This window comes from Citricoccus parietis (assembly GCF_042433045.1).
In the GTDB taxonomy this organism is placed as follows: Bacteria; Actinomycetota; Actinomycetes; order Actinomycetales; family Micrococcaceae; genus Citricoccus; species Citricoccus parietis.
This window is the reverse complement of record NZ_JBHLWH010000026.1, coordinates 44,760-64,682: the sequence shown is the minus strand read 5'-3', so window position 1 is coordinate 64,682 and position 19,923 is coordinate 44,760. Positions and strand designations below refer to the sequence as shown.

Here is a 19,923-nt window from a genome sequence, read left to right as displayed (position 1 = left end):
CAGGACCAAGCACCCGAACCGATTCAGCACCACCGACGATCCCAAGATCCTGGACCTACCCGGCCCTACATGGATCAACCAACCCCAGACCACCACCGAAAAAGCCGCAGCCTAAAGGCCGCCTAACACACCGTGGTACCGCTTGACTTGAAAAATTCCGGGACGCGGCCTCTGATCGCACCCGTGCCGCCACCCATGAGGCCGGGCTGCCGCCGATCGAGGTGCCCGCCGGGCAGGGCAAGCTGATGGGCCTGATCGCCGAACTGGCCGGGGCGCGGTCCGTGCTGGAGTTCGGCACCCTCGGCGGGTACTCAACGCAATGGTTCGCGGCCGCCGTCGGGCCCGGGGGCACGGTCACCACGCTCGAATACGAACCGCAGCATGCCGAGGTGGCCCGGGCGAATCTGGACGCCGCAGGACTGAGAGACCGGGTTCAGATCCGCGTCGGGGCGGCGCTGGACACCGTGCGGGAGCTCATCGACTCCGGTGCGGGTCCCTTCGACGTGGTCTTCATCGACGCGGACAAGGCCAACAACGCCAACTACCTCGATGCTGCCCTGAAACTCTCCCGGCCCGGCACCGTGATCATCGGGGACAACGTGGTCCGCGGCGGCCGGGTGCTCGATACCTCCGGCACCGGCGCCGATGCCGCTGACGTGGCCGGGATCCGCGCCTACCTGCAGCGGCAGGGGGACGATCCACGGTTGGATGGCACGGCCCTGCAGACCGTCAGCGGCAAGGGCTGGGACGGCTTCGCCCTGGCCATCGTGCGGGACGTGGAAGCCGGTGGGACCGGGGCGGAATGAGCCGATTGGTCCCCGAGGCCTTCGGTCAGGTACGATGAATCCTGCTCTTGAGTCGGTTGCCACGCGTATCCGGAACTTGGGCACCTCAGGAGGATTCGCCTAGCGGCCTATGGCGCACGCCTGGAACGCGTGTTGGGTTAACGCCCTCGGGGGTTCAAATCCCCCATCCTCCGCAGTTGGACCCCCGGAAACCTCACGGTTTCCGGGGGTCTTTGCGTTGGGGCTGACCCTGACCCTGCCCCCTGCGGATTTTTTCCCGATGATCGTGACAATTCACGGTCTTGATGACGGGGAATCTTCACGATCGGCGGGACATCTCACAGGTGGTCTCCCGGGCCGGGGTCGCGGGGCCACGGGACCTGGGCGGCTCAGAGCTGCTCGAGGTAGTGCGGGCTGTGGATGAGCCCCAGGATGTTCCCGAAGGGGTCCAGCATGGAGGCCGTCACGAAGCCCTCGTCCCCGCGCGGGGTGATGGGTTCGTGCTCGGTGGCCCCGATCTCCCTCAGATGCGCGACCATTCCCTCCAGGTCATCCACGTGCCAGCGGGCGATGACCCCGCCACCGGCGGCGGCCTCGGACGGGGGCAGGCAGCGGCGGTCGATGATCCCGAGTTCGCCCCGGTGGTCGCCGAGCCGGAACTCGACATAGGCAGGCGTCTCGGCGTCGGGCTGCTGGAAGTACGGCTGGACGCCGAGGGCCTGGGCGTACCAGTCACGGGCCGCGGCGACGTCGTCGGCCGGGATGTTGACCTGGGCCAGGCCGCGCAGGGCAGGGGTGGTGGGCATGGGTGACAGGGTATCCAGCACGGTGCCCACCGGAGAACCGTTCGCACGCGCCGGCAACTCCGGCCGCCACCGCGATCCTGCCGTGCCACAGTGACAATCCGTGGGGCTGGGCAGGATGGCCGTCGTCAGCGGCTCGCAACAAGCCGGAATGGGCCGTCCCATCCGTAGGTCCGCCGTGGTTTCCGGCATCCCGATCAGCCATCCTAGCGCCGTCGGCCCCACCGTGGAGTGACCTGGACAACAGGTCGGCGACTGAGGAATGCTACTAGTGAGTATGGCAATCGCCGCATCGTGCCACTGGCATCGATGCCCCTTCTTCCGAGAGGACCACCATGACCGAGGCTTACATCGTCGACGCCGTCCGCACCCCCGTGGGGCGCCGCGGCAAGGGGCTGGCGCACGTCCACCCGCTGGACCTGGCGGCGGCACCGATCCGCGAGATCATCAGCCGGACCGGGGTGGACACGGAGCTCTATGACGAGGTGATCCTGGGCTGCATCGACCAGCTGGGGCCGCAGGCCATGGACATCGCCCGCAACGCCTGGCTGGCCGCGGGTGGCTCCGAGTCCGTCCCGGGCACCACGGTGGAGCGCCAGTGCGGTTCCGGCCAGCAGGCCATCCACTACGCCGCGCAGGCCGTCATGTCCGGCACGAGTGACCTGGTCATCGCCGGGGGCGTGCAGTCGATGTCCGCCATCCCGCTGTCCTACTCGAACAAGGCCGCGCGCGAGTTCGGCTTCGAGGATCCCTTCACCGGTTCCGCGTCCTGGGCCGAACGCTACGGGGACCAGGAGATCTCCCAGTTCCGCGGGGTGGAGATGATGGTGGAGCGGTGGGGCTTCACCCGGGACCAGCTCGAGGAGTTCGCCGTGACCTCGCAGCAGCGCGCCCTGGCGGCCCGGGCCGCCGGCCACTTCGAGCGCGAGATCATCCCGGTCCCAGGCGCTGAGTCCGTGACCCAGGACGAGGGCCCGCGCGAGCCGGACCTGGACAAGATCCGCTCACTGGACCCCATCCTTCCCGGCGGTGCGCACACGGCCGCCTCGGCGTCCCAGATGTCCGACGCCGCCGCCGCCCTCCTGATCGCCTCGCCGGCCGCGGTGGAACGGCATGGTCTGAAACCCCGGGCCCGGATCCACCATCTCTCCGCGCGGGGTGCGGACCCGGTGATGATGCTCTCCGCGCCGATCCCCGCGACGAAGTACGCCCTGGAGAAGTCGGGGCTCACCCTGGAGGAGATCGACCTGGTGGAGATCAACGAGGCGTTCGCCGCCGTCGTGCTCGCCTGGTTGCAGGAGACCGGCGCGGATCCGGCGAAGGTCAACGTCAACGGCGGGGCCATTGCGCTGGGCCACCCGATCGGGGCCACCGGGGCCCGCCTGATGACCTCGCTGCTGCACGAGCTCGAGCGCACCGGCGGCCGCTACGGGCTCCAGACCATGTGCGAGGGCGGCGGCCAGGCCAACGTCACCATCATCGAAAGGCTCTGACCATGACCACGGAGACCGACGCACCCGACCAGACCATCAGCCACGCCGGGGCCAACACCCTCGGCACCCTGCTCGCGCGGACCGCCTCCCGCAATGGGAAGAACACGGCGCTGCGGTTCGAGGACCGCGAGTGGACCTATGCGGGGCTGGAGCAGGCCGTGCACCGGGTGGCCCACCGACTGCGGGAGACCGGGCTTCCGGAGGGATCGCGCGTGGCCGCCTACGGGCTGAACTCGGACGCCTACGCGATCCTGTTCCTCGCCTGCGCCACCGCCGGATACGTGCACGTGCCGGTCAACTTCGCGCTCAAGGGCGAGGAACTGAGCTACATCCTCGAGGACTCCGGCGCCGCACTGCTCGTGGCGGATCCCGCGCTGATGCCGCGCATCGGGGAGGTCCGGGACCAGGGGCGCGCGGCCGGCGTCGGGCAGCTCTGGCCGTTCTTTGCCGACGGAGGCCTTCCCGACGGCGGCACGGACAGTTTCGCGGCCGGCGCACCGGCCGTGGCGCTGCTGACCACGGCCCTGGACGAGTCGGCTCCGGACACCCCCCTGGACCTGCCCATCGGCGATGCAGACCTGGCCCAGTTGCTGTACACCTCCGGCACGACGTCGGCCCCCAAGGGCGCGATGATGTCCCACCAGGCGTTGATCTCCGAGTACGTGTCCACCATCGTCGCCCTCGACCTGACGGAGGAGGACCGGCCGCTGGTGTGCATGCCGCTCTACCACTCCGCGGCGATGCACGTGTTCCTCATGCCGTATCTGGCACTCGGTGCGACCGTCCGGCTGCTGCCCAAGCCCGACGTGCCGGAGGTCCTGCGGTTCGTGGAGGCCGAGCACATCGGCTCGCTCTTCCTCGCGCCCACCGTGTGGGTGCCGCTGAGCAACCACCCGGACCTGGATACCCGCGATCTGTCTTCGCTGACCAAGGCGCAGTACGGCGCCTCGATCATGCCGGTGACCGTGCTGCAGCGGCTGCGCGAACGGTTCCCGAAACTCGGCTTCTACAACTGCTTCGGCCAGTCCGAGATGGCCCCGCTGTGCACGGTGCTCCGCCCCGAGGAGCACCACGCGCGGCCCGCCTCCTGCGGCCGGCCCGTGCTGTTCGTCGAGGCCCGGCTCATCACGGCGGAGGGCGCGTTGGCGCAGCCGGGTGAGCCCGGGGAGGTGCAGTACCGGTCCCCGCAGCTGATGAGCGGGTATTGGAACAAGCCGGAGGCCACCGCCGAGGCGTTCGACGACGGCTGGTTCCGTTCCGGCGACCAGGCCACCCAAGACGCGCAGGGCTACCTGCAGATCGTGGACCGCATCAAGGACGTCATCAACACCGGTGGCGTACTCGTGGCCCCGCGGGAGGTGGAGGACTGCATCTACGAGCTGGAGGACGTCGCCGAGGTCGCCGTGGTGGGGCTGCCGGACGAGCGCTGGATCGAGGCGGTGACGGCCGTCGTCGTGCTCAAGGAGGGGGCGGAGCTGACCGCCGAGACCGTCCGTGCGCACGTGAAGTCGAAGATCGCAGACTTCAAGGTGCCCAAGCGCGTGGACTTCGTGGCCGAGCTGCCGCGCAATCAGTCCGGCAAGCTGCTCAAGCGGGAGCTGCGGGCGGAGCGGAGTTAGCCCGCTGGCGGGTTGTCCAGCTCACGTTCCGGGCCATCCCCACCGGTGGGGATGGCCCGGAACGTGAGATCAGGCCGCCTGCTGTGCGACCTTCCGGGACTTCTTCTCCTGGCGGTGCTGGCCGGCGTCGAGCGCAGTGAACAGCAGTCCGCCGATCAGGGACATGTTCTTCAGGAACTGGGTGCGCTGCTGGCTGCGCGCGGCCGGGTCCTGGACCTTCCAGAACGGGTGGCCGGCGAAGGTGGTGGGGACCATCGAGCCGACCAGGGCGGCGGCGGAGAGCCGGGGTGCGGCGCCGAGGGCCAGCATGCTGCCGGCGGCCATCTGCACTGCACCGTTGGCGCGTACGACGGTCTCGTTGTCCACCGGCAGCGGGGCGACCTTGCGGAGCGAATCGAGCAGCGGGGCCGCCATTCCGACGCGCGGACCCGGAGCCTTCGCCGCCTCATAACCGAGCAGGGCGTACATGGATCCGGTCAGGACGCGGGCGGCGGGGCGGATGGCGGCGATCAGTGGATTCTTCATGGCTTCCACTCTACGGATGCACCGGCAGACGGTTCACTGCTCCGGGTCCAGGACGAAGTCGTAGTGGGTGATCTCGCCTTCGCCGTCCGGGTTCGGCTGCGGGTCCAGCATCAGTTCGGGCTTCACGGCCGAGGCGATGTCGTCCTCGTTGTGCGGGTCGCCGGGGAAGTAGAGCTGGGCCGTCAGCTTGTGGTGTCCCGGAGCATGCACCTTGAAGTGCATATGCGCAGGCCGCCAGGCGTGCCAGCCGGCGGCCTCGATGAGCTGGCCGCAGGCACCGTCCGTGGGGATCTGGTAGGGCGCGGGGCGGACGGTGTGGATCTCGAAGCGGCCGTCCTCGTTGGCGGTCCAGGTGGCACGCAGGTTCCATTCGGGCAGGCCGGGGGCGAACTGGGAGTAGAAGCCCAGGTCGTCCGCGTGCCACAGCTCCAGCTTGGCGCCGGGCAGCGGGGAGCCGTCCACGGCGCGGACCTGGCCGGTGAAGGTGAACGGGGTGCCCGGCTCGTCCTCACGCATCGGGATGGTGCCGTTCCACGGGACCTCCGGGGAGTCCTCGAGGTAGTAGGGGCCCTCGATGGTGCCCTTGGAGCCCTCACGGTGCTCGTTGGCGACCTCCTCGACGGAGTGCTCCAGCCAGACGTCCAGGAACAGCGGCCACTCGCCGTCCTCGCCCACACGGATCAGCCAGGCCTTGAAGGCGTTGTACTCCTCGTAGCTGACCCTTTCCTCGAGCACGAGGTCGTTGAGGGCCTTCACGGCGCGGGAGGCCAGGTGGTTGACGCGCTCGGTGTCCACCACGCCGCCGGCGGACTGGGCGGCCATGCGCTCGCGGAACCGTGCCGAGGCGTTGGCTCCGGAATCGGCGGCGCGGGCGACGGTCTCCTCGTTGTAGCTGTCCTGGGTCATGATTCCTGCTCTCTTTCGTCCTGTGCGGATGTGCGGTGGTGTCGTCTATGGACTGGTCGGGATGTACTGCAGCCCCCGGAAGCGGGCGGCGGCGGCGAAGACGTCGAGATCCGGTGCGGTGTCCCGGTGGGCGGCCATGCGCAGGCCGAGCCGCAGCAGCATCTTGATGTCTCGGGGCGTGATGTCCGGGAAGCCGTCCACCAACTGGTCCAGCAGTTCAGCCGACAGTTCGATCTTGTGCCCGGCGGCGAAGGTCTGCCAGATCTGACGTGCGGCGGCGGGCTCAGGTGGCAGGTAGTCGATCACGGCGGCACAGCGGGCCAGGATCGCCCCGTCCACCTCGTCGATCCGGTTCGTGGTGAGGAACAGCAGCCCGTCGTAGTACTCGAGGGTGCGCAGGAACTCGGCGACGATCGCGTTCTGGTGCAGTTCGAACCCGCGCTCGAGCACGAAGACGTCGGCCTCGTCCAGCAGCAGCACGGCGTCCCAGCGCTTGGCCTGGACGAAGATCTCCTCCAGGTTCTTGCGCACCAGCTCCGCGGTGATGCCCAGGGAGCCGGTGTGGATGGAGTAGAGCGGGCGGCCGATGACCTCGGCGTACACCTCGGCGGTCAGCGTCTTGCCGACGCCGGGCCGGCCGCGGGCCAGGATCACGTTGCCGGCGGACTTGCCCTCGATGATGTCTCCCGTGAACACGGAGATGTCCGAGGTGAGGATGTCCAGCAGCTCGCGCTGGTCGTCCGGCAGCACCAGCTTGTCCCGCAGGCCCGGGTTGTACTCGTAGCGGGTGAGATCAGCCGTATTGACGTCCAGGTAGTCCTGGGCGGCGAGGTCGAACACACGCACGGCGGTGACCACGGGGACCGCGCCGGTCTCCTGCTCGTCGAAGAGGACGGAGGAGGCCACCATCCGCAGCGGTGCCCGTTCGTCCGGGGCCACGTCGTGGACGACTTTGCGGTGGGTGCGGTCATGGGCCGAGCGGTAGTCCTCGGTGCGCATGGCGCGGCCGGTGAAGACGAACTGCTGGCCGAAGTCGTGGTCGATGATGTCCTGGAACGCATCCCGGCGCTCCTGGTACTCCGCCCGCAGCCGCTCCGTCTCCTTGAACGCCCGATGCGCGGTCAGCACGTCCGCGGGCGTCTTGCCGACCAGCTCGGTCTCGTCGAATTGCAGCAGCCGCGGTGCCCGGGAGGGGCGCTTGACCGTGGGGTTGTCCGCCTCCATCGTGATCTTGATGCGCGGGGGACGGGTGCGGTCACCGTGGTCCAGCCCGATGTCCATCACCAGGTACGGGTGCAGATAGCCGTCGGGCTCCTGGACGTAGAGCCAGCCGTCGATCAGCCCGTCCTTCAGGAACTCGCGGAAGAGTTCCACGGCGGAGTTGATGTTCGGGATCGGGGCGAAGTCACCGGCGCGGGCGGACTGGACGGCCATCACGGCACGGGCGAAGCCGGCATCCTGCACTGACTCCGCGGCCGTCGCCAGGTCCGCCAAGGCGGCATCGGAGAGGTACCGGTCCGGGATGCCCATCTCCTTGGACCGCCACGAGCCGGCCTGCGTGCGGGCCGCCTGCAGATCGTCAGCAGTGGTGGCGAGGACCACCTCCGTGGGGGCGATGAACATCCGCAGGACTCCTTTACTGTGCCGACCGCCCGCCGAGTATGCCGTGGCTCACGCCGGCGGGATTGGGGTCAGCCTAGCCCCGCGTTCTTGAACGCAAAAATACTCAAAGACTCTGGATTCAGAGGGTGAGGATATGGACTCTGGTCCGCCGTACTGCGGCGGTCTCAGGAACCGGAGGGGCCGACGTCGGCGAGGAACTCCAGGATGTCCGGCACCACCTGCTCGGCGAACTCCTCGAAGAAGCCGTGCCGGCCGCCCGGGTAGAGGCGCATCCGCGCGTCGGGAATCCGCTGGGTGATCAGTGCGGCGTTCTCGGCCGGGACCATGAGGTCCTCCGTGCCGTGCAGGACCAGCGTGGGGGAGTTGATCGAGGGCAGCGCCTCCCAGGCGTCATGGCGGTCGCTGGCCCGACGGTGGCCCACCTGCTCGCGCGGGCTCATGGTGGGATCGCCCAGCAGGGTGCTCTCCTCCGGCCGTCCCGGCCAGTCGGGGGTGTAGAAGAGCTCGTGCAGCTTGGCCTGCTGCTCCTCGCGGGTGCCCCGGGCCAGCCACTGCCGGGTCTCCCGCTTGCGCTCGTGGGCGTGCTCCCCTCCGGGGGAGGTGCAGCCCAGCACCAGGGCCCAGACGTGCTCGGGGTGGTTCGCGGCGAGCATCTGGGCCACCCGGCCGCCCATCGAGGTGCCGAACACGGCCGCGGAGCGGATGCCGAGGTGGTCCAGGACGTCTACGGCGTCCTGCGCGAACAGCCCCGTGGTCCAGTCGCCCAGCTCCCCGCGGCTGTTCCCGGTACCGCGGTAGTCAAAGGTCACCGTCCGGAACGCCTCCTCGAAGCCGCCACGGACTCGGTCCCACCAATGGTGTGAGTTCGACTGGCCGGGCAGCAACAGCAGCACCGGCATCGCCTCCTCTGCCTCCGCCGGGCCACCGGTCTGGACCGCGAGTGGGAACCCGTCCCGCGCGTGGTGGATCATCTCCTCTGACATGCGTCTCCTTTCGGATCTGTAGGTCGATGGATTCGCTGTACTCGAAGCTACTCTAAAAAATTTAGAGTAGCTTCGAGTAGTTTCATGTCAGCGGTGCGAGTATCAGTCGACCAGGCGCCACGTTGCGCGCGGATCCTTGGGGGACTTGCCCTCCCAGGCAACCACCCCGGCCTCCCGCAGGGTTTCGAGTACGGTCCGGACCCATGGCCTGGACCGCCCGGACTCTTCCACGATCTCTCCCGTGCCGATGGCACCGCCGTGCTGCCGGAGCATCCGGACCAGGTCGTCGGCTCCGGCGGGCAGCTTGCTCTCCAGCTCTGGATCGAGCCGTGACGTGGCCGCCAGTGTCAGGCGAACACTTCCGCCGGTCTGTTCGTACAGCGGGTCGACGAGGCCCAGCCCGCGCATCTCCTCGAACATGCGGCGGATTCCCTCGCCGCGCTCCAGCGTGATCCCCAAGTCCGAACACACGCGGGCAATGCGCGGATTTCTCGCATACCGGGCGATGTCCAGGGGATGGGTCGGGTCGGCGAGTCCTGGAAACCGGCCGGGGCTCTCCACCTCGATCCGGTCGGGAAAGATGCTGACGCGGATATGGTCACCGGCGAGGCTGTAGGAGCGGTGGACCACGGCATTGACCAGTCCCTCCAGCCATACATCGTCGGGTAGCAAGGGGATGTCCTCGAACCGGCGGGATGCGCCCAGGGCGCGGCGCTTCGGCATCCACTGCGAGATGCATTCTGCTGCCTGGTCGATGATGGTGGGGATGGGTCCCTCGAAGCGTCGGTCTTTGCCACTCTCGAGAGACTGCCGTGAACCGGTTCCAGGATCCCGTTCGGAGAAGCGCATCACGCGGACCAGAGCCTGGGGTAGGTATTGCTGGGGGGAGTGGCCCAGTAGCAGGACACCAGCCACCGTGAGGTCGCCCGTGCGTGTCAGCAGACTGCGCGCCCTGAGCGCCGTCGGGTCGTCTGCGCCAGCGCCGATGGCGTCGCGGTAACGCTGGAGTTGATCTGACTCCAGGTCATCAGTGCTTGCCCCTGGTGCTGCTTCTCCCTCGAACTGCGCTGAGCCTCGGTCATACGCCAACTCACGCCGTTGGTTGAATCCCAGTTTCCGAGTCTCGTCGCCGACCCGGAGGTAGGCATCGCCCTTGCTGGTTTCGTAGACCTGGTCGCCGGGGCGGACGTGTATCAAGAGGACGGAACGGTCATCTCCCACGCTGACTTCCTCGGTCTCCATGCGGACCGGCGGATTGGTGTGGTCCATGGCCGCTTGGCGTAGGGCACTGTTCCGGGCTGGTGTGAGGAGATGCCCGTCGTACTCGCCATCGTGCACACCGATGGCGACAGTTCCACCCTCTGCGTTGGCCAAGGCCACCAGTAATGAAGCGAGGTCCTTGGGTGCTACTCGGGCGGACTTCCGGTCGAACCACTGGTCTTCAGTGGCTTCCTGCAGCGCTTTGAGTCTGGCGTCTTCCGGAAGAGAGGCGATGTGACTTGCGGGGGTGCCATGCATGAAGCCACTCTAAGCTACTCTAAAAAATTTAGAGTAGCTTAGAGTGGCTTCGAGCGGCCCAGGGGGAGCCGGAAGGGCGATGGCCTCGCAGGCAAGAGAACACTCGCAACTTCTGCTCGCAGAACACCGTCGGGGAGCAGGTCAGCGGGGGCTCTCCGCCAGCAGGTCCATCGCCTGCGCTCGAAGGTCCACCTTGCGGACCTTGCCGGTGACCGTCATGGGGAACTCCTCGATGACCTGCACGTAGCGGGGCACCTTGTAGTGGGCGATCTTCCCGGAGCAGAACTCGCGCAGCGAGTCGGAGGTCGGTTCCGGGGCGCCCTCGCGGATCCGGATCCAGGCCATCAGCTCCTCGCCGTACTTCTCGTCCGGCACCCCGACCACCTGGGCGTCCACGATGTCCGGGTGCGTGTAGAGGAACTCCTCGATCTCGCGCGGGTAGATGTTCTCGCCGCCGCGGATCACCATGTCCTTGATGCGACCGGTGATCTGCACGTAGCCGTCCGCATCCATCAGGCCGATGTCCCCGGTGTGCATCCAGCCCTCGGCGTCGATGGCCTCGGCGGTCTTGTCCGGATCGTTCCAGTAGCCCTTCATCACGGAGTAGCCCAGGGTCTGCAGCTCGCCGGCCTCCCCGCGGGGCAGCACCTCACCGGACACCGGGTCCACCACGCGGACCTCGAGGTGGGGCCCCACGCGCCCCACGGTGCCGACGCGCTGGTCCAGGCTGTCCGACGTCGTGGTCTGCAGGGAGACCGGGGAGGTCTCCGTCATGCCGTAACAGATGGAGACGTCTCGCATATTCATCTGCTCGATCACCTGGCGCATCACGTGCTCCGGGCAGGGCGAGCCGGCCATGATGCCGGTGCGCAGGGTGGAGAGGTCGTAGGAGGCGAAGTCCTCCAGGCCGAGCTCGGCGATGAACATGGTCGGCACCCCGTACAGGGAGGTGCAGCGCTCGGTGGCCACGGCGTGCAGGCTGGCGGTGGGGTCGAATCCCGGGGCGGGGATGACCATGGCCGCTCCATGGGTGGTGCACGCCAGGTTGCCCATCACCATGCCGAAGCAGTGGTAGAAGGGCACGGGGATGCAGACCCGATCGGCCTCGGTGTACTGCACGCGCTCGCCGACGAAGAAGCCGTTGTTGAGGATGTTCCGGTGGGACAGGGTGGCGCCCTTGGGGAAGCCCGTGGTGCCGGAGGTGTACTGGATGTTGATCGGGTCGTCCGCGGTCAGGTGCGCGGCGATCCGCTCCAGGCGGACCGGGTCCGCATCCGTGGTGGCCAGCCGGTTCCAGTCCTCGCCGCCGATGATCACCACGTCCTGCAGCTCCGGACAGTCGGGCTTGACCTGGGCCAGCATCGCCTCGTAGTCCGAGGTCTTGAACGAGCTCGCCGCCACCACCGTGCGGACCCCGGACTGGTTGAGCACGTACTGCAGCTCGTCCGTCCGGTAGGCCGGGTTGATGTTCACCAGGATCGCGCCGATCCGGGCCGTGGCGTACTGCGTGAGCGTCCACTCGGGCAGGTTCGGCGCCCAGATCCCCACCCGGTCAGCTGTCTCGATGCCCATTTCCAGCAGTCCGGTGGCCACGCGGTCGACGTCGGCCGCGAACTCCGCGTACGTCCAGCGCCTGCCGCTCGGCACGTCCACCAGCGCTTCGCGCTCGCCGAAGGCGGCGGCGGTCCGGGCCAGGTTCGCGCCGATGGTCTCCTCCAGGAGGGGGGTGGTGGTCTCACCGCGGTCGTGGGAGAGCTGGGTGGTCATGGGACTCCTGTCAGCGGGTGTGATCGGGATCACGAGGGTCGGTCGATGCCGACTCTAGTTACTGATCGCTAACTGGTCTAGTGGCGAAGGGTCTCGCGGCGCGGGTCTTGATTCATATACCCCCCGGGGGTATTGTTGCCGCGACGGGGCCCCGGGGGCGAGGCATCACCAGGAACACGAGGGAAAGGAACGACCGTGAGCAAACACGACTCACTCGATCAGCACGCCGGTCATGATCATCGCCAACAGCCGCAGAGCGAGCACGGCAGTCATGGGGAGCCCGGCGGTCATGACGGTCACAGCGAGCACGGCGGCCACGGCGGTCACGATCACTCGCACCATGTCGATCAGTTCCGCCGCCTGTTCTGGATCATGCTCGCGATGGGCGTCCCAGTGGTCGCGACCTCGCCCATGTTCGGCATGATCCTCGGCTACGAGGTTCCCGGCTGGGCCTCCTGGATCGCCCCGGCACTCGGCACCGTGATGTACCTCTGGGGCGGCCAGCCGTTCCTGACCGGGGCGTTCAGCGAGATCCGCCAGCGCCAGCCGGGGATGATGCTGCTCATCGGCCTGGCCATCACGGTGGCGTTCCTGGCCTCCTGGGGCGCGACCCTCGGCGTCCTGCACCACGAACTCGAGTTCTGGTGGGAACTGGCCCTACTGATCGTCATCATGCTGCTGGGCCACTGGGTGGAGATGCGCTCCCTGGCCCAGACCACCTCCGCCCTCGACTCCCTGGCCGCACTGCTGCCGGATGAGGCGGAACGCGTCGATGGACCCGACGGCGGCACCATCACCACCATCGCTCCGGCCGAACTGCGCCACGGGGACGTGGTCATCGTCCGGCCGGGAGGCCGGGTGCCGGCCGACGGCACCGTGGTGGACGGTTCGGCGTCCATGGACGAGTCGATGATCACCGGTGAGTCGGCCAGCGTGCGCCGGTCCGAGGGTGATCCCGTGGTGGCCGGCACCGTCGCCACGGACTCCGGGATCCGCGTGGAGGTGACCGCTATCGGCGAGGACACGGCTCTGGCGGGCATCCAGCGGCTCGTCACGCAGGCCCAGTCCTCATCCTCGCGTGCGCAGCGACTGGCGGACCGGGCGGCCGCCTGGCTGTTCTGGTTCGCCCTCGGGGCCGCCGTCATCACCGCGATCGTCTGGACCGCCCTTGGGATGCCGGACGAGTCGGTGGTCCGCACCATCACGGTGCTGGTCATCGCCTGCCCGCACGCCCTCGGCCTCGCCATCCCGCTCGTCGTCTCGATCGCCACCGAGCGGGCAGCCCGCGGCGGCGTGCTCGTCAAGGACCGGCTCGCGCTGGAGGCCATGCGCACTGTGGACACGGTGCTGTTCGACAAGACCGGCACCCTGACCAAGGGTGCTCCGGCGGTCACCGGCGTGGAGCCGGCCCCCGGGTACGACGCCGGCCGCCTCCTGGCGCTCGCGGCCGCGGCCGAGGCGGATTCCGAGCATCCGCTGGCGCGGGCCATCGTCGCCGCGGCGGCCGAACGGGACCTCGAGGTGCCCGCCGCGAGCGGTTTCTCCTCCTCTCCAGCGGTCGGGGTGCGGGCCGACGTCGTCCTGGGTGCGGACGGGGACACGGACGAGCACCGGGACCGAGGCGGGGAAGGGGCTGAGGCCCGGGCCCACACGGTGATGGTGGGTGGGCCGTACCTGCTGGAGCAGGTGGGGATGGCCGAACTGCCGATCGCCGACGACTGGCGTGAGGAGGGGGCGATCATCCTGCACGTGATCGTGGACGGCCAGGTTGCCGGCGCGCTGAGACTGGCCGACGAGATCCGGCCCGAGTCCAGGGACGCCGTGGCCGGGCTGAGGGACCGCGGCGTCCAGGTGGTCATGATCACCGGCGACGCCGAGGCCGTGGCGGCCGCCGTGGCCGGCGAGCTGGGCATCGAGCGCTACTTCGCCGGGGTGCGGCCGGAGGACAAGTCCGCCAAGGTCAAGCAGCTGCAGGAGGAGGGCGGCAAGGTGGCCATGGTGGGAGACGGTGTCAATGACGCCCCGGCGCTGGCCCAGGCCGACGTCGGGATCGCGATCGGTGCCGGCACAGACGTGGCCATCGCCTCGGCCGGCGTAATCCTGGCCTCCGACGATCCGCGGGCGGTGCTGTCCGTGGCGGAGCTGTCCCGTGCGAGCTACCGGAAGATGAAGCAGAACCTGTGGTGGGCCGCCGGATACAACCTGTTCTCCGTGCCCCTGGCCGCCGGCGTCCTCGCACCGATCGGATTCGTGCTGCCCATGAGCGTCGGGGCGATCCTGATGTCCCTGTCCACCGTGGTGGTGGCGCTGAACGCCCAGCTGCTGCGGAAGGTGGACCTGCGGCCGGCTGCCGTGGCCGGTGGAGCGGGCGCAGGATCCTAGACTGGACGCCGTGTTCACCCTGTCCAGCGCATCGAGCGGGAGCCACCTGCGAGCAGGCTCCCGTCCTGTCCTGCGGGCCGGTCTGTTGGCCCTACTGGTGGCGCTCGGGTTCTTGGCCATGCACACCATGCATGGGCACGAAGTAGTGGCGGGTTCGGACGTGGTCCAGGGTGCCTCCGTAAAGTCCGGCCATGCCGACCATGCTGCGGGTTCCCCTGCCATGGGGCACTCCGGTGACGGGCGCACTGTGTCCGTGGCCGGCGTCGGGATGCACCATGCCGACGGCACTGCGGGCAGCACGATCGCGGCCGCCGCGGCCGCCGCGGCCGCCACGGCCGCCACGGCCGGCGGCGGCGCGACGGGAGACCTTGACTGCGAGGGCTGCCCCGCCGCCCACCTCGGCCTGGCGATGACCTGCCTGGTGGCGTTGCTGCTGGTGCTCTTGGTGCTGACACCGCCACGCCTGCAGCGGGTCTCGTTCGGCCAGAGGCTGCGCGCGGGACCGAAGACAGGGCTGGCGCACCCTGTCGTGCCGCGGCCACCTTCCCTACAGGTTCTCTGCATCAGTCGGACGTGAGTGGCTGGCATCCACGCTCCGTGGGATGCCTCAACCCCCTGTGCCTGGCCGGCCGATCAGCCGGGCACGTCCCCGATCAACGACTGCAGAGACGAGATCCACCATGAACACCACCCTGAAGAAAAACACCCTCATCCTGGGTGCGGCCCTCGCCGCGGCACTGACCCTGAGCAGTTGTGCCGGAGACACCGGGACGAGACCGAGCGATAGTGCCGGCACGTCATCGACCGAGTCGCCAGCGGCCTCCAGCGGGGAGGCGGGCCAGGCCGACGTCATGTTCGCGCAGATGATGGTCCCGCATCACGAACAGGCCGTCGAGATGTCCGACATCCTGCTGGCCAAATCTGGTCTGCACCCGGAGGTTGCCACCCTGGCCGAGGGGATCAAGGCCGCACAGGCTCCGGAGATCAAGCAGATGAACGCGTGGCTTGAGGCCTGGGGCGTGGATCCGCAGGCGGTGGATCACGGCTCGATGGACCACGGGGGCATGGACGGCATGCTGGCGCCCGCCGAGCTCGAGAGGCTGGAACAGGCCGACACGGCGGAGGCGACCCGCCTGTACCTCGAGGGCATGATCGAACACCACCAGGGGGCCGTGCAGATGGCCGAGGATGAGGTTGCCGACGGAGAGCATCCGGAGGCCGTCGCGCTGGCCGAGGCCATCATCGAGACGCAGAATGCCGAGATCCGCGATATGCAAGAACTGCTGGATGCCGGACCGGCTGCGGCAGGTCGAGACGGTGCCGCCGGCTCGGATTCCCCCGTGGTGGACGATCCGGACCTGCTGGCCGATCACGACTTGGCCGGTCTGGACGCCAAAACGATCATCGAGCGTCTGGATACCCAGGCCGTGGCCGAGCGGCCCGCCGGCCTGGTGGCATCCGTCCAGTCGGAACAGCTGATCGTGGCCGACGCGCGCGGTCGGCAGGCAGCGGTGCCGATGCCGGCCGACGAGGTCTACGTCTCCGCGGCGCCGTACGAGTCGCAGACGCACGAGTGCCACTTCCACAGTCTGACGACGTGCCTCGGTGAACTCCGGAATCAAGACGTACGCGTCACCGTCCTGGACCAGGCGACCGGTGAGGTCCTCGTCGAGGAACGGCTCCAGACCTTCGACAACGGTTTCGTGGGGCTGTGGCTCCCGAGGGGGATCGACGCGAAGCTGACGGTGGAGCATGACGGCAAGACGGCGACGTCGATGGTCTCCACCCGCAACGCCGACGACCCGACATGCCTGACGGATCTGCGACTGACCAACACCTGACCGGTATTGCCGGGGCTATGACCGCCGTGGAAGTCTGGCGTCATGTCTGACGCAACGCCAAACCTGCCCGACGCGGCCGTGCCGAGCCTTAGCCCGGTGGACCACGCCCGAGTCCTCACGCGGGTGCTGCTCAGTCCGGTGGTCAAGGGGCCGATCGTGCGCCGACCGAGGGTTGTCGGCCTGGCCGAACGCATCGACCTCGACTCGGCCGGGGTGGCCGAGATGCAGCGGTTGCGCAGTCGCTACGGAGCCGGCCCGGTGCAGTTGCGGATCCCCGGCCGCCGGATCGCCCTGCTATTGGCCCCGGAGGACGTGCACCGGGTGCTGAACGAAGGCCCCGAGCCGTTCTCGCCGGCCACGCTGGAGAAGCGCGGAGCGCTGAACCACTTCGAGCCGGGCAGCTCGCTGGTCTCCTCGGCGCAGCAGCGGCTGTCCCGCCGCCCATTCAACGAACAGGTCCTGGAGACGGATCGTCCCGTCCACAGCCACGCCGAGCAGATGACGGCCATCATCACCGAGGAGGTCGAGGCCCTGCTGGGGCACGCGGACTTCACCGGGACACTGGATTGGGACGGTTTCGCGGTGATGTGGGGCCGGATGATCCGGCGCATCGTGCTCGGTAACGGGGCGCGCGAGGACGATCAGGTCACCGATGACCTCCGCCGGCTGCGGGATCGCGGCAATCTCTCCTACCTCATGCCCCAGAACCGCCGGTTACGGGAGAGGTTCCTCGGGCGGCTGCAGGTATACGTTGACAGGGCGGAGCCGGGGAGCCTGGCGGCGATGGTCGCGCAGACCCCGGCGCCGGCGGATGCCGAGCCGGTCCAGCAGATGCCGCAATGGCTGTTCGCCTTCGACGCCGAGGCGTGGGCGACGTTCCGGGCGCTTGCACTGCTGGTGTCCCATCCGGGTGCGGCCGAAGACGCCCGGGCGGAGATGGCGGGCGCGGTGCCTGCTTCGCCCGGCGCCGAAGCAGCGCCGCGCACCGAGGGTCGTGCGGATGCGGGTCCAGCGGGGCCGTGCGGTCCCCGGGATCAACCCTTGCTGCGTGCCGCCGTCCTGGAATCTCTGCGCCTGTGGCCCACCACTCCGCTGATCCTGCGGGACAGCACCGCCGACACCCGCTGGCGCAACGGCACCCTCCCGGCAGGCGCCGGACTGGTCATCTTCGCACCGTTCTTCCACCGCGACGACCAGACCCTGCCGGAGGCCCACCGCTTCAGCCCAGAACTGTGGTCCGGTGACCGGGATGACAGTGACTGGCCGCTCGTGCCGTTCAGTGGCGGACCCGGCATGTGCCCGGGACGCAACGTCGTGCTGCTGACCGCCAGCCTGGTGCTCGGGGAAATGCTGCGTCAGCGGCGGCTCACGGCAGAGAAGCCGTTGGATACCGGCAAGCTGCCCGGAACGCTCAGCCCGTTCCACCTGCGCTTCGCCGTCCGGCGGGGTTGAACGCGGCGGATCAGAGCTCGACGGTGTTGCTCTCCCCGGGGCGGGCGGGTTCATCACTGACCATGCCCTTGATGACCTCCACCACGGTGGCCGGAAGGCCCGGGGAATCCCAGTACTCACCCGTGTCCGGGTTCACCTTGAGCAGGACGATGTCCGAGTCCTCCGGCTGGGATTCGCCGAAGAACGCCTCGGTGGTCTTGGACCAGTAGCGCTTCTTGCGTTCCACGTCCCCCTCCACAGTGGCGGTGCCGGTGATGGAGGCCCAGAAGCCCTTCTCGGCCACGGTCACGTTGACCGGCTGGCTCCCGGACACCTCGCCGATCTTCGGCGTGCTGACCCGAGTGATGAACCAGATGGTGTGGTCCGGCTCGATCTCCTGGATGGCCATCGGCCGGCTGACGATGCGCCCACCGGCATCAGTGGTGGCCAGCATGGCCACGCCCGCCTTCTCGGTCTTCTCCAGCAGGGTCTTCACAGGATCGTGGTCAACCATGGTTCCTCCTCGGTGGTGTCGATCCGACTGGTCCGCAGACCATCGGGTGGATGTCGCCAGTCCAGCACAGATGGCACGGAGCGCAACAGGGGTGCAGGCTGGTGGGGTCACATGCACGGGAAGCTCCCAGCGGGGAACCGTATTCAGCTCCCAGGGTGACCCGTACGGTGGGGCTCATGACTTCCGAACCACTGTCGCCACTACAGCTGTCTCTCCCGGCCGGAGAGGGGCGCCGCGTACTGGTCACCGGAGCCACCGGTTATGTGGGCGGCCGGTTGATCCAGGAGCTGCTGGCCGCCGGCTTCACGGTGCGGGCCACCGCCCGGAATGTGGAGGACCTCTCCCAGCGGCCGTGGGCCGGGTCGGTGGAGACGGCCCAGGCGGACCTGCAGGACGATGAGCAGGTGCGGGCGGCGATGCAGGACGTGCACACGGTGCTGTACCTGGTGCACTCCATGGGATCCGGCAAGGACTTCATGGAGCGAGAGGCCGCGATGGCGCGCACCGTGGCGCAGGCCGCCGCCGAGGCCGGCGTCCACCAGATCGTCTTCCTGGGAGGGCTGCATCCGGACAAGCCGCTGGAGGAGCTCTCAGACCACATGCGCTCCCGCGAGCAGGTCTCCCGGATCCTGCTGGCCGGCGAGGTCCCCGCGCTGGTGTTCGAGGCGGGAGTGGTCATCGGCTCCGGCTCGGTGTCCTTCGAGATGATCCGTCACCTGGCCGAACGGCTGCCGGTGATGCCCGGGCCCAGCTGGCTGACCAACAGCATCGAGCCGATCGCGATCCGGGACGTGCTGTACTACCTGGCCCACGCCTGCGCGCTGCAGGAATCGGTCAACCGCACCTTCGACATCGGCTGCGGGCAGGAGCAGTCCTTCGCCACCATGCTGAAGGAGTACGCCGACGTCGCCGGCCTCTCGCCCCGCAAGGTCTACGCCCTGCCCATCCCGGCCCAGCGGCTCTCCGGGTTCTGGATCGGCGTCGTCACCCCGATCCCGCGGGGCATCGCCATGCCGCTGTCCGCCTCGATGGCCGAGGACGCCGTGAGCGAGGAACACGACATCGCTGACCTGATCCCCGACCCGCCCGAGGGGCTGACAGGCTTCCGTGAGGCCTGCCGGCGGGCGATCGAACGCCAGCGTTCGGGAACCGTGGACCAGACCTGGGATGACGACGTCCTGGCGACGATGGCGCTCGACCCGGCCGAACCGCTGCCCTCCGACCCGGAGTGGGCGGGGAACACGGTCTTCACGGACGTCCGGGAGCATGACGGCGAGGCCTCGCCCGAGGCGGTCTGGCAGGTGGTGGAGTCCATCGGTGGTCAGAACGGCTGGTATTCGGCACCGGTGCTGTGGCGGATCCGCGGGCTGATGGACCAGGTGATGGGCGGCTACGGGTTGGCGCGTGGTCGGCGGGACGCCCGCCGGCTGCGCGTCAACGACCACGTCGACTGGTGGCGCGTGGAGAAGATCGAGCCGGGACGCTCGGTCACGCTGCGGGCGGAGATGAGGGTCGGCGGCCGGGCCTGGCTGCAGTTCAGCGTGGAGGGGCGCGACGGCGGCGGGTCACGTCTGCGCCAGCGTGCGGTGTTCTTCCCCTCCGGCCTGGTCGGCCGCGCCTACTGGCGGGCCATCCAGCCGTTCCACGCCCTCGTCTTCCCGACGATGGCCAAGAACATCATGGCCGCAGCCGCTCCCCAGCCCAGCGGGGAGCGGCCCGGCGCTCGGTGACGG

At 68.8% G+C, this 19,923-nt stretch carries 17 protein-coding genes and 1 tRNA gene; 9 read left to right on the top strand and 9 right to left on the bottom strand.

The window, feature by feature from the left end:
- The first annotated feature begins 221 nt into the window (after positions 1-221).
- Together ACFFIO_RS09095 and ACFFIO_RS09090 are read left to right on the top strand one after the other, a co-directional pair.
- Positions 222-806: an O-methyltransferase gene (locus ACFFIO_RS09095; RefSeq protein WP_378041251.1), complete on the top strand. Its 585-nt coding sequence runs from the start codon at positions 222-224 to the stop codon at positions 804-806.
- Positions 807-894: 88 nt separating this feature from the next.
- A tRNA-Ser gene (locus ACFFIO_RS09090) sits at positions 895-979 on the top strand.
- Between the two features lie 195 nt (positions 980-1,174).
- Here ACFFIO_RS09090 and ACFFIO_RS09085 read toward each other — a convergent pair.
- Entirely contained in the window at positions 1,175-1,591 is a 417-nt protein-coding gene (locus ACFFIO_RS09085) for a VOC family protein (protein ID WP_378041250.1), read from the bottom strand.
- A gap of 332 nt (positions 1,592-1,923) precedes the next feature.
- On the opposite strand from ACFFIO_RS09085, the gene ACFFIO_RS09080 reads away from it, so the two are divergent.
- The gene (locus ACFFIO_RS09080) at positions 1,924-3,081 is read left to right on the top strand and encodes an acetyl-CoA C-acetyltransferase (RefSeq protein WP_378041249.1); all 1,158 of its coding nucleotides are present in this window, start codon (positions 1,924-1,926) and stop codon (positions 3,079-3,081) included.
- 2 nt (positions 3,082-3,083) lie between these two features.
- Positions 3,084-4,700 (top strand): fatty acyl-CoA synthetase, encoded by a 1,617-nt coding sequence (locus ACFFIO_RS09075; RefSeq protein WP_378041248.1) that lies wholly within the window; start codon positions 3,084-3,086, stop codon positions 4,698-4,700.
- A 69-nt stretch (positions 4,701-4,769) separates the two neighbouring features.
- Here the strand turns inward: ACFFIO_RS09075 and ACFFIO_RS09070 are convergent, their stop codons facing one another.
- The 7 genes from ACFFIO_RS09070 to ACFFIO_RS09040 all read right to left on the bottom strand — a co-directional run bounded on the left by ACFFIO_RS09070 (position 4,770) and on the right by ACFFIO_RS09040 (position 12,364).
- Positions 4,770-5,225, bottom strand: coding sequence for a DoxX family protein (locus tag ACFFIO_RS09070; protein ID WP_378041247.1), 456 nt, complete (start codon positions 5,223-5,225; stop codon positions 4,770-4,772).
- A 33-nt stretch (positions 5,226-5,258) separates the two neighbouring features.
- Positions 5,259-6,131, bottom strand: a complete 873-nt coding sequence (gene catA, locus ACFFIO_RS09065; RefSeq protein WP_378041246.1) for a catechol 1,2-dioxygenase — start codon at positions 6,129-6,131, stop codon at positions 5,259-5,261.
- A gap of 45 nt (positions 6,132-6,176) precedes the next feature.
- Positions 6,177-7,754: an AAA family ATPase gene (locus ACFFIO_RS09060; protein ID WP_378041245.1), complete on the bottom strand. Its 1,578-nt coding sequence runs from the start codon at positions 7,752-7,754 to the stop codon at positions 6,177-6,179.
- Positions 7,755-7,918: 164 nt separating this feature from the next.
- On the bottom strand, positions 7,919-8,737 hold the full coding sequence (locus ACFFIO_RS09055; RefSeq protein ID WP_378041244.1) for an alpha/beta fold hydrolase: 819 nt from the start codon (positions 8,735-8,737) through the stop codon (positions 7,919-7,921).
- A 102-nt stretch (positions 8,738-8,839) separates the two neighbouring features.
- The gene (locus ACFFIO_RS09050) at positions 8,840-10,255 is read right to left on the bottom strand and encodes an ATP-binding protein (protein ID WP_378041243.1); all 1,416 of its coding nucleotides are present in this window, start codon (positions 10,253-10,255) and stop codon (positions 8,840-8,842) included.
- 141 nt (positions 10,256-10,396) lie between these two features.
- Positions 10,397-12,022: an AMP-binding protein gene (locus tag ACFFIO_RS09045; protein WP_378041242.1), complete on the bottom strand. Its 1,626-nt coding sequence runs from the start codon at positions 12,020-12,022 to the stop codon at positions 10,397-10,399.
- A 210-nt stretch (positions 12,023-12,232) separates the two neighbouring features.
- Positions 12,233-12,364: a hypothetical protein gene (locus tag ACFFIO_RS09040; RefSeq protein ID WP_378041255.1), complete on the bottom strand. Its 132-nt coding sequence runs from the start codon at positions 12,362-12,364 to the stop codon at positions 12,233-12,235.
- A gap of 30 nt (positions 12,365-12,394) precedes the next feature.
- Between ACFFIO_RS09040 and ACFFIO_RS09035 the strand changes: the two genes are divergently transcribed.
- The 4 genes from ACFFIO_RS09035 to ACFFIO_RS09020 all read left to right on the top strand — a co-directional run bounded on the left by ACFFIO_RS09035 (position 12,395) and on the right by ACFFIO_RS09020 (position 17,697).
- Positions 12,395-14,404: a heavy metal translocating P-type ATPase gene (locus ACFFIO_RS09035; RefSeq protein WP_378041254.1), complete on the top strand. Its 2,010-nt coding sequence runs from the start codon at positions 12,395-12,397 to the stop codon at positions 14,402-14,404.
- Between the two features lie 10 nt (positions 14,405-14,414).
- Positions 14,415-14,981 carry a hypothetical protein gene (locus tag ACFFIO_RS09030; RefSeq protein ID WP_378041241.1) on the top strand — a complete coding sequence of 189 codons (567 nt, stop codon included), beginning with the start codon at positions 14,415-14,417 and terminating at the stop codon, positions 14,979-14,981.
- A gap of 103 nt (positions 14,982-15,084) precedes the next feature.
- Positions 15,085-16,245, top strand: a complete 1,161-nt coding sequence (locus ACFFIO_RS09025) for a CueP family metal-binding protein (protein WP_378041240.1) — start codon at positions 15,085-15,087, stop codon at positions 16,243-16,245.
- A gap of 42 nt (positions 16,246-16,287) precedes the next feature.
- Positions 16,288-17,697, top strand: a complete 1,410-nt coding sequence (locus ACFFIO_RS09020) for a cytochrome P450 (protein WP_378041239.1) — start codon at positions 16,288-16,290, stop codon at positions 17,695-17,697.
- Between the two features lie 10 nt (positions 17,698-17,707).
- Here ACFFIO_RS09020 and ACFFIO_RS09015 read toward each other — a convergent pair whose 3' ends face one another.
- Positions 17,708-18,190 carry a pyridoxamine 5'-phosphate oxidase family protein gene (locus tag ACFFIO_RS09015; protein WP_378041238.1) on the bottom strand — a complete coding sequence of 161 codons (483 nt, stop codon included), beginning with the start codon at positions 18,188-18,190 and terminating at the stop codon, positions 17,708-17,710.
- 176 nt (positions 18,191-18,366) lie between these two features.
- Here ACFFIO_RS09015 and ACFFIO_RS09010 point away from each other — a divergent pair, with 176 nt between their 5' ends.
- Entirely contained in the window at positions 18,367-19,920 is a 1,554-nt protein-coding gene (locus ACFFIO_RS09010; protein WP_378041237.1) for an SDR family oxidoreductase, read from the top strand.
- The last annotated feature ends 3 nt before the right edge of the window (positions 19,921-19,923 follow it).

Excerpts from the sequence above, each read along its gene's own strand:
- ACFFIO_RS09020 (WP_378041239.1), top strand. The coding sequence starts at position 16,288 with ATGTCTGACGCAACGCCAAACCTGCCCGACGCGGCCGTGCCGAGCCTT.
- ACFFIO_RS09050 (WP_378041243.1), bottom strand. The coding sequence starts at position 10,255 with ATGCATGGCACCCCCGCAAGTCACATCGCCTCTCTTCCGGAAGACGCC.
- ACFFIO_RS09015 (WP_378041238.1), bottom strand. The coding sequence starts at position 18,190 with ATGGTTGACCACGATCCTGTGAAGACCCTGCTGGAGAAGACCGAGAAG.
- ACFFIO_RS09025 (WP_378041240.1), top strand. The coding sequence starts at position 15,085 with ATGAACACCACCCTGAAGAAAAACACCCTCATCCTGGGTGCGGCCCTC.
- catA (WP_378041246.1), bottom strand. The coding sequence starts at position 6,131 with ATGACCCAGGACAGCTACAACGAGGAGACCGTCGCCCGCGCCGCCGAT.
- ACFFIO_RS09070 (WP_378041247.1), bottom strand. The coding sequence starts at position 5,225 with ATGAAGAATCCACTGATCGCCGCCATCCGCCCCGCCGCCCGCGTCCTG.
- ACFFIO_RS09035 (WP_378041254.1), top strand. The coding sequence starts at position 12,395 with ATGCTCGCGATGGGCGTCCCAGTGGTCGCGACCTCGCCCATGTTCGGC.
- ACFFIO_RS09080 (WP_378041249.1), top strand. The coding sequence starts at position 1,924 with ATGACCGAGGCTTACATCGTCGACGCCGTCCGCACCCCCGTGGGGCGC.
- ACFFIO_RS09040 (WP_378041255.1), bottom strand. The coding sequence starts at position 12,364 with ATGGTGCGAGTGATCGTGACCGCCGTGGCCGCCGTGCTCGCTGTGACC.
- ACFFIO_RS09085 (WP_378041250.1), bottom strand. The coding sequence starts at position 1,591 with ATGCCCACCACCCCTGCCCTGCGCGGCCTGGCCCAGGTCAACATCCCG.
- ACFFIO_RS09055 (WP_378041244.1), bottom strand. The coding sequence starts at position 8,737 with ATGTCAGAGGAGATGATCCACCACGCGCGGGACGGGTTCCCACTCGCG.
- ACFFIO_RS09045 (WP_378041242.1), bottom strand. The coding sequence starts at position 12,022 with ATGACCACCCAGCTCTCCCACGACCGCGGTGAGACCACCACCCCCCTC.
- ACFFIO_RS09075 (WP_378041248.1), top strand. The coding sequence starts at position 3,084 with ATGACCACGGAGACCGACGCACCCGACCAGACCATCAGCCACGCCGGG.
- ACFFIO_RS09010 (WP_378041237.1), top strand. The coding sequence starts at position 18,367 with ATGACTTCCGAACCACTGTCGCCACTACAGCTGTCTCTCCCGGCCGGA.
- ACFFIO_RS09060 (WP_378041245.1), bottom strand. The coding sequence starts at position 7,754 with ATGTTCATCGCCCCCACGGAGGTGGTCCTCGCCACCACTGCTGACGAT.